8 protein-coding genes are annotated in these 14817 nt (G+C 71.4%); 6 read left to right on the forward strand and 2 right to left on the reverse strand.

Going from position 1 to position 14817, the window contains the following annotated elements; translation table 11 throughout:
* The first annotated feature begins 99 nt into the window (after nucleotides 1–99).
* Nucleotides 100–1614 (forward strand): IMP dehydrogenase, encoded by a 1515-nt coding sequence (gene guaB / locus ABXJ52_RS22115; RefSeq protein ID WP_367044347.1) that lies wholly within the window; start codon nucleotides 100–102, stop codon nucleotides 1612–1614.
* Nucleotides 1615–1762: 148 nt separating this feature from the next.
* Nucleotides 1763–2887, forward strand: coding sequence for a GuaB3 family IMP dehydrogenase-related protein (locus tag ABXJ52_RS22120; RefSeq protein WP_344528435.1), 1125 nt, complete (start codon nucleotides 1763–1765; stop codon nucleotides 2885–2887).
* A gap of 93 nt (nucleotides 2888–2980) precedes the next feature.
* Here ABXJ52_RS22120 and ABXJ52_RS22125 read toward each other — a convergent pair whose 3' ends face one another.
* On the reverse strand, nucleotides 2981–4234 hold the full coding sequence (locus ABXJ52_RS22125) for a nucleotide sugar dehydrogenase (RefSeq protein WP_367044349.1): 1254 nt from the start codon (nucleotides 4232–4234) through the stop codon (nucleotides 2981–2983).
* A 261-nt stretch (nucleotides 4235–4495) separates the two neighbouring features.
* Here ABXJ52_RS22125 and ABXJ52_RS22130 point away from each other — a divergent pair, with 261 nt between their 5' ends.
* Nucleotides 4496–6202, forward strand: coding sequence for a glycerol-3-phosphate dehydrogenase/oxidase (locus ABXJ52_RS22130; protein WP_367044350.1), 1707 nt, complete (start codon nucleotides 4496–4498; stop codon nucleotides 6200–6202).
* Between the two features lie 26 nt (nucleotides 6203–6228).
* Here ABXJ52_RS22130 and ABXJ52_RS22135 read toward each other — a convergent pair whose 3' ends face one another.
* The gene (locus ABXJ52_RS22135; RefSeq protein WP_367044351.1) at nucleotides 6229–7455 is read right to left on the reverse strand and encodes a serine hydrolase domain-containing protein; all 1227 of its coding nucleotides are present in this window, start codon (nucleotides 7453–7455) and stop codon (nucleotides 6229–6231) included.
* A 135-nt stretch (nucleotides 7456–7590) separates the two neighbouring features.
* Here ABXJ52_RS22135 and ABXJ52_RS22140 point away from each other — a divergent pair, with 135 nt between their 5' ends.
* The 3 genes from ABXJ52_RS22140 (at nucleotide 7591) to ABXJ52_RS22150 (ending at nucleotide 14733) form a co-directional block, all read left to right on the forward strand.
* Nucleotides 7591–9813, forward strand: a complete 2223-nt coding sequence (locus tag ABXJ52_RS22140) for a protein kinase (protein ID WP_367044352.1) — start codon at nucleotides 7591–7593, stop codon at nucleotides 9811–9813.
* Between the two features lie 152 nt (nucleotides 9814–9965).
* A complete protein-coding gene (locus tag ABXJ52_RS22145; RefSeq protein ID WP_367044354.1) occupies nucleotides 9966–12878 on the forward strand; it encodes a protein kinase in 2913 nt (970 codons plus the stop codon).
* Between the two features lie 133 nt (nucleotides 12879–13011).
* On the forward strand, nucleotides 13012–14733 hold the full coding sequence (locus ABXJ52_RS22150; RefSeq protein WP_367049181.1) for a serine/threonine-protein kinase: 1722 nt from the start codon (nucleotides 13012–13014) through the stop codon (nucleotides 14731–14733).
* The last annotated feature ends 84 nt before the right edge of the window (nucleotides 14734–14817 follow it).

The following is a 14817-nucleotide window of genomic DNA, read 5'->3' on the forward strand; positions in this document are numbered from 1 at the left end:
GTACGAACCTGATCGATGATCTTGATCGTGGAATGAGACACCCTCCGTTCCCGTTAGCATGGACATCCGCACCGATCAAGGCCATTTGGGGAAGGTGTCATGACTGCAAACGGCGGTTCTTCGACGGGGGTACCCGATAAATTCGCGACGCTCGGGCTGACCTACGACGACGTGCTGCTGCTGCCCGGCGCGTCGGAAGTGCTGCCGAACGCGGTCGACACCTCGTCCCGCATCTCCCGCAATGTGCGTGTGAACATCCCGCTGCTCTCGGCGGCCATGGACAAGGTCACCGAGGCCCGCATGGCCATTGCCATGGCGCGGCAGGGCGGCGTGGGCGTGCTGCACCGCAACCTGTCCATCGCGGACCAGGTCAACCAGGTCGACCTCGTGAAGCGTTCCGAGTCCGGCATGGTCACCGACCCGATCACGGTGCACCCGGACGCGACGCTGGCCGAGGCGGACGCGCTGTGTGCGAAGTTCCGCATCAGCGGTGTCCCGGTGACCGATCCGGCGGGCAAGCTGCTCGGTATCGTCACCAACCGCGACATGGCCTTCGAGAACGACCGCAGCCGTCAGGTGCGCGAGGTCATGACGCCGATGCCGCTGGTCACGGGCCAGGTCGGCATCAATGGCGTGGACGCCATGGAGCTGCTGCGCCGTCACAAGATCGAAAAGCTTCCACTGGTCGACGGGGCCGGGGTGCTCAAGGGCCTCATCACCGTCAAGGACTTCAAGAAGGCCGAGCAGTACCCGAACGCGGCCAAGGACGCCGAGGGCCGCCTCCTCGTGGGTGCCGCGGTCGGCGCCAGCCCCGAGGCGCTGGAGCGGGCGCAGGCGCTGGCCGGGGCGGGTGTGGACTTCCTCATCGTCGACACCTCGCACGGGCACAACAGCAACGCGCTGAGCTGGATGGCGAAGATCAAGTCCAGCGTCGGCGTCGACGTCATCGGCGGCAATGTCGCGACGCGTGACGGCGCCCAGGCCCTGGTCGACGCCGGTGTCGACGGTGTCAAGGTCGGTGTGGGCCCCGGCTCCATCTGCACCACGCGTGTGGTCGCCGGTATCGGCGTCCCGCAGGTCACCGCGATCTACGAGGCGGCACTCGCCGCCCGCGCGGCCGGCGTCCCGGTCATCGGCGACGGCGGTCTGCAGTACTCCGGTGACATCGGCAAGGCGCTCGCCGCGGGAGCCGACACGGTGATGCTGGGCAGCCTGCTCGCCGGCTGTGAGGAGTCTCCCGGCGAGCTCATGTTCATCAACGGCAAGCAGTTCAAGTCGTACCGCGGCATGGGTTCCCTCGGGGCGATGCAGTCCCGTGGGCAGGGCCGCTCGTACTCCAAGGACCGCTACTTCCAGGCCGAGGTGGCCTCGGACGACAAGCTCGTTCCCGAGGGCATCGAGGGCCAGGTGCCGTACCGCGGCCCGCTGGCCAACGTGCTGCACCAGCTCGTCGGCGGCCTTCGCCAGACGATGGGCTATGTGGGCGCCGCGTCCATCGACGAGATGGAGACCAAGGGCCGCTTCGTGCGCATCACGTCGGCAGGTCTCAAGGAGAGCCACCCGCACGACATCCAGATGACGGTCGAGGCGCCGAACTACGCGAACAAGCGCTGACCCGTTTTCGCCGCGCACGCGCGCGTGGGGGCGGTCCCGATTCCCGGGGCCGCCCCCTTCGCGCGCGTCGGGGATACTGGAGCGGCAGACCGAGTGCCGAAGTGCCGAAGAAGTGCGAAGTACCGAAGAAAGCTGAAGGGCCACCCACGTGACTGAGATCGAGATCGGGCGCGGCAAGCGCGGCCGCCGGGCGTACGCCTTCGACGACATCGCCGTCGTGCCGAGCCGTCGTACCCGCGACCCGAAGGAGGTCTCGATCGCCTGGCAGATCGACGCCTACCGCTTCGAGCTGCCCTTCCTGGCGGCGCCGATGGACTCGGTCGTCTCGCCGCAGACCGCGATCCGCATCGGTGAGCTCGGTGGACTCGGCGTACTGAACCTCGAGGGCCTGTGGACGCGGTACGAGGACCCGCAGCCGCTGCTCGACGAGATCGCGGAGCTGGACACCGACAACGCCACCCGCCGCCTCCAGGAGATCTACGCCGCTCCGATCCAGGCCGACCTGATCGGGCAGCGCATCAAGGAGGTGCGCGACTCGGGCGTGGTCACCGCCGCCGCGCTCTCCCCGCAGCGCACCGCCGAGTTCTCCAAGGCCGTCGTGGACGCCGGTGTCGACATCTTCGTCATCCGCGGGACCACCGTCTCGGCCGAGCACGTCTCCGGCGCTGCCGAGCCGCTCAACCTCAAGCAGTTCATCTACGAGCTCGACGTGCCCGTGATCGTCGGCGGCTGCGCCACGTACACCGCCGCGCTGCACCTGATGCGTACCGGCGCCGCCGGTGTCCTCGTCGGCTTCGGCGGTGGCGCCGCGCACACCACGCGCAACGTCCTCGGCATTCAGGTGCCGATGGCCACCGCCGTGGCGGATGTCGCGGCGGCCCGTCGTGACTACATGGACGAGTCCGGCGGCCGGTACGTGCACGTCATCGCGGACGGCGGCGTCGGCTGGTCCGGCGACCTGCCCAAGGCCATCGCCTGCGGCGCCGACTCGGTGATGATCGGCTCCCCGCTCGCGCGCGCCACGGACGCGCCCGGCAAGGGCCACCACTGGGGCATGGAGGCCGTCCACGAGGACGTGCCGCGCGGCAAGCGCGTCGACCTCGGCGTGGTCGGCACGACGGAGGAGATCCTCACCGGCCCCTCGCACATCCCGGACGGCTCGATGAACTTCTTCGGGGCGCTGCGCCGTGCGATGGCCACGACGGGCTACAGCGAGCTCAAGGAGTTCCAGCGCGTCGAGGTGACGGTCGCGGACTCGCAGCACAGCCGCTGACGGTCTCCAACTCAGCTCTACGGAGGGCCCCGGTATGCGCCCGGGTACCGGGGCCCTTTCGTGTGCCTGGATGGGTGCGCGTGCGCGTGCACGTCAGAGGCGGTGTGCCGCGCCCGCCGGTGTCGCGCCCCTGGTGTCGAGGAGCAGCTGGGCCTTCACCGCGAGACCTTGCAGGTCGTACGTGCGGTGGTGCTGGAGCAGGATCGTGAGGTCGGCGTCGGCCGCCGCCTCGTAGAGCGAGTCCGCGCGGGGGACGGGGTGGCCGAGGACGCTCCAGCTGGGCACATAGGGGTCGTGGTAGCTGACGGCGGCGCCCATCTCCATCAGGCGGGTCGCGACCTCCTGTGCGGGGGAGCCCTGCTGGTCGGCGAGGTCGGGCTTGTAGGTGACGCCGAGGAGCAGGACGCGGGCGCCGCGGGCCGACTTGCCGTGCTCGTTGAGCAGGGTCGCTGAGCGCTGGATCACGTACCGGGGCATGCGGTCGTTGACCTGCTGGGCCAGTTCGACCATGCGCAGGGGGCGGGCGCCGCGGCCGGGGCCCGGGATGTCCAGGGGGACGCCGTGGCCGCCTACGCCGGGCCCGGGGCGGAAGGCCTGGAAGCCGAAGGGCTTGGTCTCCGCGCAGCGGATGACGTCCCACAGGTCGATGCTCAGGTCGTGGCAGAGCACGGCCATCTCATTGACCAGGGCCATGTTCACGTGCCGGTAGTTGGTCTCCAGGAGATGCACGGTCTCGGCCTCACGCGGGCCACGCGCGCGTACGACCTTGTCGGTGAGGCGGCCGTAGAAGGCGGCGGCCGATTCGGTGCAGGCCGGGGTGAGGCCGCCGATGACCTTGGGGGTGCCGGCGTAGCCGTGGGTGCGGTTGCCCGGGTCGAGGCGGCCGGGCGAGTGCGCGAGGTGGAAGTCGCGGCCCGCGCGCAGGCCCGAGCCCTCTTCGAGGATGGGGCGCAGGAATTCCTCCGTGGTTCCCGGGTAGGCGGGTGATTCGAGGATGACCGTGGTGTGCGGGCGCAGGCGCGCGGCCAGGGCGCGGGCGGCGTCGGCCACCTGGCTCAGGTCGAGGCTGCGGTCGGCCGCCGGAGGGGTGGGAGCGCAGATGACCGCGGTGCGCACCCGGCCGAGCTGGGCCGGGTCGGTCGTGGGCCGGAAACCCCCCGAGAGCATCCGGCGGACATCGGCGGCGGTGAGGGTTCCCTCGGCGCCGTCGCAGGGCAGGCGTCCGCTTGCCAGGTCGACGGCGCGGACCGGGTCGTAGCCGATGGTGGCGATGCCGCCGGAGACGGCGGCCTGGGCGAGGGGCAGGCCGAGGTGGCCGAGACCGATGACGGCGAGATCTGCGGGCATGGCGGTGGGCCGTCCTCCCAATAGCCGGAGCGGAACGAGCACGCAAGTCCTGTGGACAAGGTGGACCAGCGCAATGTCAGACTAGGAGTAAATATGACCGTTATGCGGCATTGCGCTGCACCGGGCGTCGGAGTGTTGGCCGCGGATCGGCCGCGGGTCGGCCGCAGGTTGTCCACAGGCGGCGGTCGAACTCAGCGGACCTGACCAGAATCTGGGCATGATGTGAGCGCGACCACACCCGACAGCTAACGGGAGGCAGCGGTGAGGACAGCGACCTTGGGACCGGCGGAGCGTGCCGAGTCACTTGCGGGAATGGCCGAGCGGGAGCTGGATGTCCTGGTCGTGGGCGCGGGAGTGGTCGGTGCGGGCACCGCACTCGACGCCGTGACCCGCGGCCTTTCCACCGGTCTGGTCGAGGCGCGGGACTGGGCCTCGGGCACGTCGAGCCGGTCGAGCAAGCTGATCCACGGCGGACTGCGCTATCTGGAGATGCTCGACTTCGCGCTGGTGCGGGAGGCGCTGAAGGAGCGCGGCCTGCTCCTGGAGCGGCTCGCCCCGCACCTCGTGAAGCCGGTGCCGTTCCTGTACCCCTTGCAGCACAAGGGCTGGGAGCGGATCTACGCCGGGTCGGGCGTCGCGTTGTACGACGCCATGTCGATGTCACGCGGACACGGCCGCGGCCTTCCCATGCACCGCCACCTGACCCGCCGTCACGCCCTGCGTGTCGCCCCGTGCCTGAAGAAGGACGCACTGGTCGGGGCGATGCAGTACTACGACGCCCAGATGGACGACGCCCGCTATGTCGCGACCCTGGTGCGCACCGCGTCGGCGTACGGTGCCAAGGTCGCCAACCGCGCCCGTGTGACGGGCTTCCTGCGCGAGGGCGAACGCGTCGTCGGCGCCAAGGTGCAGGACGTGGAGGGCGGCGGGGAGTACGAGGTCAGGGCCAAACAGGTGGTGAACGCCACCGGCGTGTGGACGGACGACACCCAGGCGATGGTCGGGGATCGGGGACAGTTCCACGTCAGGGCGTCCAAGGGCATCCATCTGGTCGTGCCCAAGGACCGGATCAACTCGACGACCGGGCTGATCCTGCGGACGGAGAAGAGCGTCCTCTTCGTCATTCCGTGGGGACGGCACTGGATCGTGGGGACGACCGACACCGACTGGGACCTGGACAAGGCGCACCCGGCGGCCTCCAGCGCCGACATCGACTATCTCCTCGAGCACGTGAACTCGGTGCTCGGTGTGCCCCTCTCACGGGACGACGTCCAAGGGGTGTACGCGGGGCTGAGGCCGTTGCTCGCCGGTGAGTCGGACGCCACGAGCAAGCTGTCCCGCGAGCACACGGTGGCGCATCCGGCGCCCGGCCTCGTGGTCATCGCCGGCGGCAAGTACACGACGTACCGAGTCATGGCGAAGGACGCCGTGGACGAGGCGGTGCACGGCCTCGACCAGCGGGTCGCCGACTGTGTCACCGAGGACATTCCGCTGGTCGGCGCCGAGGGGTACAAGGCGCTGTGGAACGCGCGCGCCGGAATCGCCGCCCGCACCGGACTTCATGTGGTGCGCGTGGAACATTTGTTGAACCGGTACGGCTCGCTGGCGGAAGAGGTCCTCGCACTCGTCACCGCCGACCCCACCCTGGGGGAGCCGCTGCCCGCCGCTGACGACTATCTGCGCGCCGAGATCGTCTATGCCGCGTCGCACGAAGGGGCACGGCACCTGGACGACGTGCTGACCCGGCGCACACGGATCTCGATCGAGACGTTCGACCGGGGCACGCGCAGCGCCCGCCTTTGCGCGGAGCTGATGGCGCCGGTCCTCGGCTGGGACAAGGACCAGGTGGAGAGGGAGGTCCAGCATTACGAGAAGCGGGTGGAGGCGGAGCGGGAGTCGCAGCGGCAGCCCGACGACCTGACGGCGGACGCGGCGAGGCTGGGGGCGCCGGACATCGTGCCGCTCTGACGAGGGCGGATCTAGCGAGGGCAGCTCTAGCGAGGGCAGAACTGCGCCGTCAGGAGGGCCCGTTCGAGGGCCGGGTCCGCGAGTCCGTCCGTGTTGACCCGGAAAGTGAGGACGCGGCCGCCGTCGCGGGTGGCGGCCGTGCGGACGTAGCTTCCGGGGATGCGGCCGTTGTGGCCCCAGGCGGTGGTGCCGCAGGGCAGCTTCTGCGGGTAGAGCCCCATGCCGTAGTGGCCCTGCGCGGCGCGGGTGTTGAGCATCTGGCGTAGCTGGGACGCGGGAAGCAGTCGGCCTGCGAGGAGGGCGGCGTAGAAGCGGTCCAGGTCGGCCAGCGTGGAGATCAGTTCCCCGGCCGCGCCCGCGATGCCCGGGTTGAGGGCGGTGACGTCCCGGCCCTCGCTCGTGTACGCGCGGCCGTGCGGGGGCGGGAGCGTGGTGCGGGTGCCGGGGAAGGAAGTGCCGGACAGGCGAAGGGGGGTGATGATGCGGCGCGCGGTCTCGGCGGCGTACGAGCGGCCGGTGACCTGCTCGATCACCATGCCGAGGACGACGTAGTTGGTGTTGGAGTACGACCAGCGGCCGGGTGGGGTCGCGGGAAGGGCGAGGGCGGTGCGGACCGCCTCCACCGGAGTGAGGGGGACGAGGCCTTTGGCGCCTGTGGTGTAGTCGGCGAGACCGCTGGTGTGGGTGAGCAGGGCGCGCAGGGTGAGAGTCCGGCCGTCGAGACGCTTGCCGCGGATGAGACCGGGCAGGTGGCGTTCCACGGGGGCGGACAGGGACAGACGGTGTTCGGCGGCGAGTTGGAGGACGACCGTCGCGATGAACGTCTTGGTGATGCTGCCTGCGCGGAAGTGGTCGGTGCGGCGGATGCGGGTGGCGGCGCTGTTCGCGCTGCTGCTGCCGCTCCCGTTGCCGGCGTCGGTGCTGCCGCCGGTGTCGTAACCGGCTTCGGGTGCTGGGTTCTTGTTCGTTCCCGGGGCGGGCGCGTCGGCTGAGGCCTTGTTGACGTGGGCGAAGTGCCAGTGTGGCTGTTGGGCCGGCTGCCGGTCCGGTTGAAGGTCCGGGGCTGCCGTCTCGGTCGTCGACCATGGGGCTTCGCGGGTCAACAGAGCCGCGGCGGGGGCCTTGCCTCGGGTCACGAGCAACGGAAGAGTGGCGTCCGTGGCCGGTTCGGCGGCCGGCGGCGCACTGGCGGAAGTCAGCCCGATGAGGGCCACCACAAGGGGTAGGGCCAGCAGTGTCCGTGAAATGGGCATGGCGGTCCCTCCTTATGCGGAGCCCATCATGAGGGACGTTGGACCCTGGGCGTGGACCGGTCCCCGAGTGAGGGACAATGGAGGCTCTGTCAGGGCGGGTTGCGCAGGTAGCAGCGGTAGCAGCAGAGGGGACGCATGTCGGACGCGGAGAAGACGGGTCAGTCCCGTCAGGACCAGAGCGAACGTCTCCTCTCCGGGCGCTACCGGCTGGGCGAAGTGCTCGGCCGCGGCGGAATGGGAACCGTCTGGCGCGCCAAGGACGAGACACTCGGCCGTACGGTCGCGGTGAAGGAACTGCGCTTTCCCTCGAGCATCGACGAGGAAGAGAAGCGGCGGCTCATCACGCGAACGCTGCGTGAGGCCAAGGCGATCGCGCGGATCCGCAACACCAGCGCGGTGACCGTGTACGACGTGGTCGACGAGGACGACCGGCCGTGGATCGTGATGGAGCTGGTCGAGGGCAAGTCCCTCGCCGAGGCCATTCGCGAGGACGGGCTGCTCACGCCGAGGCGAGCGGCCGAGGTCGGGCTCGCGGTGCTCGACGTCCTGCGGTCCGCGCACCGCGAGGGAATCCTGCACCGTGACGTGAAGCCGTCGAACGTGCTGATCGCCGAGGACGGGCGGGTCGTTCTCACGGACTTCGGCATCGCGCAGGTCGAGGGCGACCCGTCGATCACGTCCACCGGCATGCTCGTCGGCGCTCCTTCGTACATTTCGCCCGAGCGGGCGCGCGGCCACAAGCCGGGCCCCGCGGCCGACCTGTGGTCGCTTGGCGGCCTGCTGTACGCGGCCGTGGAAGGCGTTCCTCCGTACGACAAGGGGTCGGCGATCGCCACCCTGACCGCGGTGATGACCGAGGACGTCGAACAGCCGACGAACGCGGGACCGTTGGAGAAGGTCATCTACGGCCTGCTCGCCAAGGACCCCGAGCAGCGGCTCGACGACGCGGGGGCGCGGGCGCTCCTGCTCGACGTGATTCACGCGCCGGAGGTCAAGGAAGAGCCGGAGCCGGTGGACGCGACGAAGGTCGTGCCGTTGCCTCCGGTGCCGCCGACGTCCGGTGCGGGGAAGCGGTTCGGCAAGGGCACCGGCAAGGGCAAGGGAAGCTCCGGGCGGGCCGGTGCGACGGCTGGGGCTGCTGGTTCGGCGGATGGGGCTGAGGGCTCTGGAGCCTCCGGGGCTGTTGGGTCTGCTGGGGCCGCCGAGTCCTCCATGGATTCCGGCCGTAAGGGCGAGGAGGCTGGCGAGCGGCTCAAGGGTGCGCTGCGTTCGGTGCGGAAGGCCGCGGCTGCGGCCACCGCGCGGGGCGCGGCGACGGGGGCGGCTGCTTCCGGCTCTGCTGCGGCGTCCGAGGCCGGGGCTGGTTCTGAGACCGCTGCTGGCTCCGGCTCCGCTGCTCGCTCCGGTGCCGGCTCTGGTGCCGGCTCCGGATCAGGTTCTTCTGGTTCCGGGTCCAACTCTCGCGCGGCTGCTGCCTCTGCCGCCGTCCCCGCCTCCCGTTCTGGTCAGGCTTCCGGGGGGTCGAAGACTCCTGCGGCTCCCGCGACGCCGCCGCGTGCGGCGCAGCCCAAGGCCTCGCTCACCGACGTGGTGCCGCGGCGCACGCTCGTGATCTTCTCGCTGGCCCTCGCCCTCGCGGTGCTCGGGACCGTGCTCGCGTTCGCGCTGAGCGGGAACGAGAGCGGCGCTGGGGACAGCAAGAACGGCGGCGACAAGGCCGCGTCCAGTGGCGCGACCGCGGGCAGTGGCGAAAAGGAGAACGAGAACGAGAAGGGCGCCGGGCAGGACGGCGGTGCCGACCAGGACGAGGGCAAGGGCAAGGACGAGACCGACGCGAGCGCGGGAGCGAGCCCCGGTTCGGGCGAGGGCGAGCCGGGCGAGAGCGGCGACGGCGAGGGCGACGACTCCGGCAAGAAGCCGGGAGACGGCGCGGAGTCGACGTACAAGCACTCCCAGGGCTTCTCCGTGGGTCTGCCCAAGGGCTGGAAGTACCAGTCCACGAGCGCCGCGGGCGCGCGTTTCTCCGGGCCGGACGGGCAGAAACTGCTGATCGGCTGGACTCCCACCCCCAAGTCCGACCCGGTGGGCGACTGGAAGGGCCAGGAGAGGTACATGGTCCGGTCGCAGTACAAGCGGATCCGGATAGAGAAGGTCGACTTCCGCGGCTGGAACACGGCCGACTGGGAGTTCACGTACGTCGACGGCGGCACCAAGTACCGGTCGATAGACCGCGGGTTCGTCGTCAACGGCAACCTGGGCTACGGACTGATGTACACGGCCAAGGCGGACAAGTGGGACGGGGACGAGCGCAAGGACGCTTGGCGGACCTTCACGAAGACGTTCGAGCCGAAGAAGTAGTGATCGGGTGCATCCGGTCTATCCGGTGAGATCTCGTATCCCCTCAATGTGGTTTGCCTCCGGCACGTATCGTGAGTGCTTGCGGACCGTACGCAGCCGCAACAGGGCGTAAGACGAACGGAATTGACCACCGTGCGGACGGGGGAGGCGTCGTGGACGAATACGCGGGGCGGGTACTCGCCGACCGCTATCGCCTGCCGCTGCCTCCCGCGGATGAGTACGAACTCGCGGAGACGCGGGCCTTTGACACCTACAGCGGGCAGGAAGTCCTGGTCAGGCAGGTGCCGTTGCCCGAGGTCGTCGACGCGGAGGTGCTCGAACTCGATGAGCGCGACCTGCCGGAGGGGGAGCTTCCGGCAGGGTTCGTGAGCGCCGGGGCGGTGCGGCGTCCCTCGGCGCGTACCACCCGGCGGCCGTCGGATCCGGCGGTGCGCCGCGCGATAGAGGCGGCGCAGGCCGCCGCGCAGATTCCCGACCATCCGCGGCTCGACCAGGTTTTCGACGTGTTCGCCGAGGGCGGTTCGCTGTGGGTAGTGAGCGAGTTGGTGGCGGCGAGGCCGCTGGCCGCGCTGCTCGCCGACCGGCCGCTGAGTCCGTACCGCGCGGCGGAGGTCGCGTCCGACGTGGTGACGGCGCTGCGGGTGCTGCACGCGCACGGCTGGGTGCACCGGAACATCACCGCTCGTACGGTCCTGGTCTGCGACGACGGCCGGGTGGTCCTCACGGGCCTCGCGGCGGGCGCGGCGGAAGAGGCGCTGTGCGGGTACGACCCTCGGCCCGAGGAGTTCCTCGGGGGGTTCGAGGGCGGGGGCGACTCCGGTGCGGATGCTGGTGGTGGGGCCGAGGCGGACGTTTCGCAGCCTGGCGGTTCAAGTGAGCCTGTCGCCATCGAGGCCGCCCCGGCTCCGACTCCGGAGCCCGGCGGTGACGTGCGGGCCGCGCATTCCAGCGCCATAGCCGCGTATCGCGCCGGGGCGCGTGCCGCGGCGCGTGTGAGCGAGGCCGAAGGGCGGCGGGGCGCGGAGTTGCCGGGGCCCAGGACCGGCGGGACGTACGGGGCGAGCCAGGGGTCGGGCGAGAGCGGTGACCCGGTGGGGGCCGGGGGAACAGAGACCAAGGGAAGCGGGGCAGAGGCCGAGGCCGCGGGGCGGATCCTCGACCCATACGGCGTCGCGGGCACGAAGCCGTGGCACGGGGCCGTGCCGAGGGGCGGAGGCGCGGGCCCTTCGAGTCCCGGTGAGGGCAGGGCTGTTGGGGGCGTCGGAGTCCCTTACGCGAGTTCTCCGGCTGGGCCTGCTGGACCTGCGGGTGGACCCGCTGGACCTGCGGGAGGGCCCGCGGAAGGGCCCGCGGGAGGGCCCGCGGGAGGGCCCGCTGAAGCCTCCGTCGACGAGGGCGCGGACGTCGCCCACGGCGAGCGAGGCCCTGCGGGCGGCCCTGGCGCTGGCCACGGCTCCGGCCCCGGCCCCGGCGCTCTCACCCCCGCCCCCCGTCACGCCCCCGCCCCCGCCCACGACGCCTCCGCGCCCCCCTCCGCCTCATCCGGGCACAGCTACTGGGACGCCCTCGTCGCCGAGCGGAGTGGGGCTCGGCGTGGGCCCGCGACCGCTCTTGCCGCGGAGCGGGCCCGCCACGCACGGATGACCGTGGTCGGCGGCGTGACCGAGCGGTGGGCGCCCGAGCAGGCCGGGCCCGTGCACGAGAACTGGCAGCTCGCCCCGCCCATCGGGCCCGCCACCGATCTCTGGGCGCTCGGCGCCTTGCTGTTCCGGGCCGTGCAGGGCCACGCGCCCTACCCGGAGGAGAGCACCTTCGAGCTCGTCCAGCTGGTCTGTGCCGAGCCGCCCGCCTACGCGGAGGAGTGCGGGCCGCTGCGGCCCGTCGTCGAGTCCTTGCTGCGTCAGGACCCTACCGAGCGGCTCGACATCGAGGAACTGAGCGGCTGGCTGCGGTCGTTGGTCCGTTCCGCGCCCGAGCCGGAGGCCGGTGCGAACGTCGTGCCGGCGCCGCCGTTCGATGCCCGCCGCCTGCCCGTCGTACGCCGCCGCGGTGATCTCGTACGGCGTAAGAAGAGGCGCGCGGCCGCACCCGCCGCCCCGGTGGCGAACTCCCGGCAGAACGGGCGCCACAAGCACAAACACAAGCGAGGCCGGGAGGGACGGGAGGGCCGGGCGGGCCGGGAAGCCAGGCAGCCGACCGCCGCGGCCCCCGCGCGCCCCGCGCGCCCCGCGCCCAAGCGGACAGCCGCCGCCCCCGCACCCGAGCGCCCCGCGCCCAACCGCCCCGCGCCCAAGCGGAGCGGTACGGGCCGGCCGCGTTCCCTGGGGCGGCTCCTGCTGCTGCTCATCCTGGTCGGGCTCGCCGCGGCAGTCGCGTACGCCCTGGTTTTCATGCCCAAGGCGGGGGAGAACGACGGCGGTGAGCGCGCCGGCTCCGCGGGCGACCCCGGCACCAGCCAGGCCCCCGACACCGGCAGCAGCTCCAGCGCCCGCCCCAGCGAGGATGACGGCAAGGACGGCAAGGACGGCAAGGACGGCAAGTCCGGCGAGCCCAGTGACAAGCCCGAGAAAAGCCCGAGCTCGCAGAAGCCGCAGACCAGCGGGCCCGAGGTCCCCCAGGGTTTCACCCTCCGCAAGGACGCCGAGGGCTTCCGGATCGCCGTCGCGAGCGGCTGGGACCGGCAGCCCAAGAACGGCCGGGGTCAAGTCGTGTACACGCGGGGCGACTTCGAGCTCATCGTCGTTCCGGGGCGGGACGGCACGGACGAGTACGGCAGCGACCCCATGAAGTACCAGCGCGAGCACGAGCGCGAACTGCAGCCGTTCCGCGACTCGACCTGGGCGGAGTCCTCGGGCATGCGCAGGATCGACGTGGGCGGACGGGTCATGGGCGAGGGGCAGTTCACCTGGCAGGGTCCGGGCGGCGGCGAGATCTTCGTACGCAATCTGGCGATGATCGTCGGCGGGAAGTATCACGTCGTGCAGATCCGTGGGCCCGAGGGCGAGCGTGACGAGGTGGACCGGCTCTACGAGCAGGCCTCGTCGACCTACGAGGTCACCGATTGAGCGTCAGATCACGCCCGTCGCCGTTGCGTCGCGCGTCACAGTGAGGTCTCCGAGCACCCCCGGAGGTTCCCCGTTCGCCGACCGCTCCCTAATCTGGGCCATGTCAGAACCAATGCGGGGGAACGTGAATCAGATGCAGGGCCTGCTCCTCGCGGGCCGCTACCGGCTCGGAGAGTCCATCGGCCGCGGTGGCATGGGCCGGGTGTGGCGCGCACAGGACGAGGTGCTGCACCGGACCGTCGCCGTCAAGGAACTGACGGCCGCGCAGTTCGTGGCGGAGGCCGACCGCGCGATCCTCTTCGCCCGTACGCACGCCGAGGCGCGGGCCGCCGCCCGGATCAACCACCCCGCCGTCGTCACCGTCCACGACGTCCTGGAGTACGACGACCGTCCCTGGATCGTGATGGAGCTGGTCGAGGGCCGCTCGCTCGCCGACGCCGTCAAGGAGCGGGGCCGCATCGACCCCGTCGAGGCCGCCCGCATTGGCCTCTGGACGCTGAAGGCACTGCGCGCCGCGCACGCCGCCGGGGTCCTGCACCGCGACGTCAAGCCCGGCAACGTACTCCTGGCCGATGACCGGCGCATCCTGCTCACCGACTTCGGGATCGCCGCGATCGAGGGGGACTCGACGATCACGCGGACCGGCGAGGTCGTCGGCTCCGTCGACTATCTGGCGCCCGAGCGGGTCAGCGGCGCCAACCCCGGCCCCGCGTCCGACCTGTGGGCGCTCGGCGCCACGCTGTACACGGCGGTCGAGGGGAACTCCCCGTTCCGGCGCACGTCGCCGCTGGGCACCATGCAGGCCGTGGTCACGGAGGAGCCCGCGCCGGCCGAGTACGCGGGGGTGCTCGCCCCTGTCATCAGCGCGCTCCTGCGCAAGGACCCGGAGACCCGGCCGACCGCGGAGGTCGCCGAGCTGATGCTCGCCGAGGCGGCCGAGGGGCGCAGGCCGAACTCGGCGCAGGCTTACGTGCCGACGCAGATCCACGCCACGTCCCATCAGCCCCAGCCGCAGCCCCAGCCCCATCAGCAGTCACAGCCGCAGCCGTACGGGCAGCCACGCACCCAGCAGCAGGCCCACACTCCGCCGTTCGGCCACCATTCCTCGGAGCCCGGCACCGTGGTCACCGGGAACGGGAGCGGGAACACCGCCGGTTCCTCCGTCTCCTCCGGCACCGTCGTCCAGGGCACCCACCAGCCCCCGTCCCACGCTCACACCCACCCCCACGCCGGCCCCGCCCTCAACCCCCCGAAGCGCCGCAAGCGGTCCGCGATCGTCGCGGCCGTGGCGGCGGTCCTGCTGCTCGGCGGCGGAACCGCGGGCTACCTGCACTACGCGGACGGCGACGACGGCGGTGCGCGGCAGTCCAGCGACGAGGAGCAGGGCGAGACCGTCGGCGGCATCCCCAAGGACTGGCACCGGGTGAAGGACGCCGAGGGCTTCAGCATGATGCTGCCCAAGGGCTGGGAGCGCGAGGCCGACGGCAGCCAGATCGACTACACGCCCGACCACGGACGTCACTTCGTACGTATCGCGATCGACCGCGACTCCACGTGGGAGAGCCCCTACACGCACCAGCTCGACCTGGAGAAGAACCTCAGCGTCAAGCTGCCCCGCTACAAGCGGCTGCAGCTCGACCAGAACACCTTCCGCGACCGGCCGGGCGCGCTGTGGGAGTTCAGCTGGACGGCCGGCGCGAACGACACGACCGCGGGCCCACGGCGCGCGATCGAGCAGTCGTATCTCAGCCTTGACGGCGTCGAGTACGTGATCTACATGTCGTCCCCCGCGGAGGACTGGAACACGGCGCGCCAGCAGTTCGACGCGATGCTCCGGGGCTGGCGGGAGCGCTGAACGTGCTCGCCCGCGGCCGGGACGGTCGGGACAAGCGGCCGGAACCGGTCCGCCCCACAGGCCGACAGGGTCCGTCCGCACACC

It is taken from the genome of Streptomyces sp. Je 1-332, from assembly GCF_040730185.1.
In the GTDB taxonomy this organism is placed as follows: domain Bacteria; phylum Actinomycetota; class Actinomycetes; order Streptomycetales; family Streptomycetaceae; genus Streptomyces.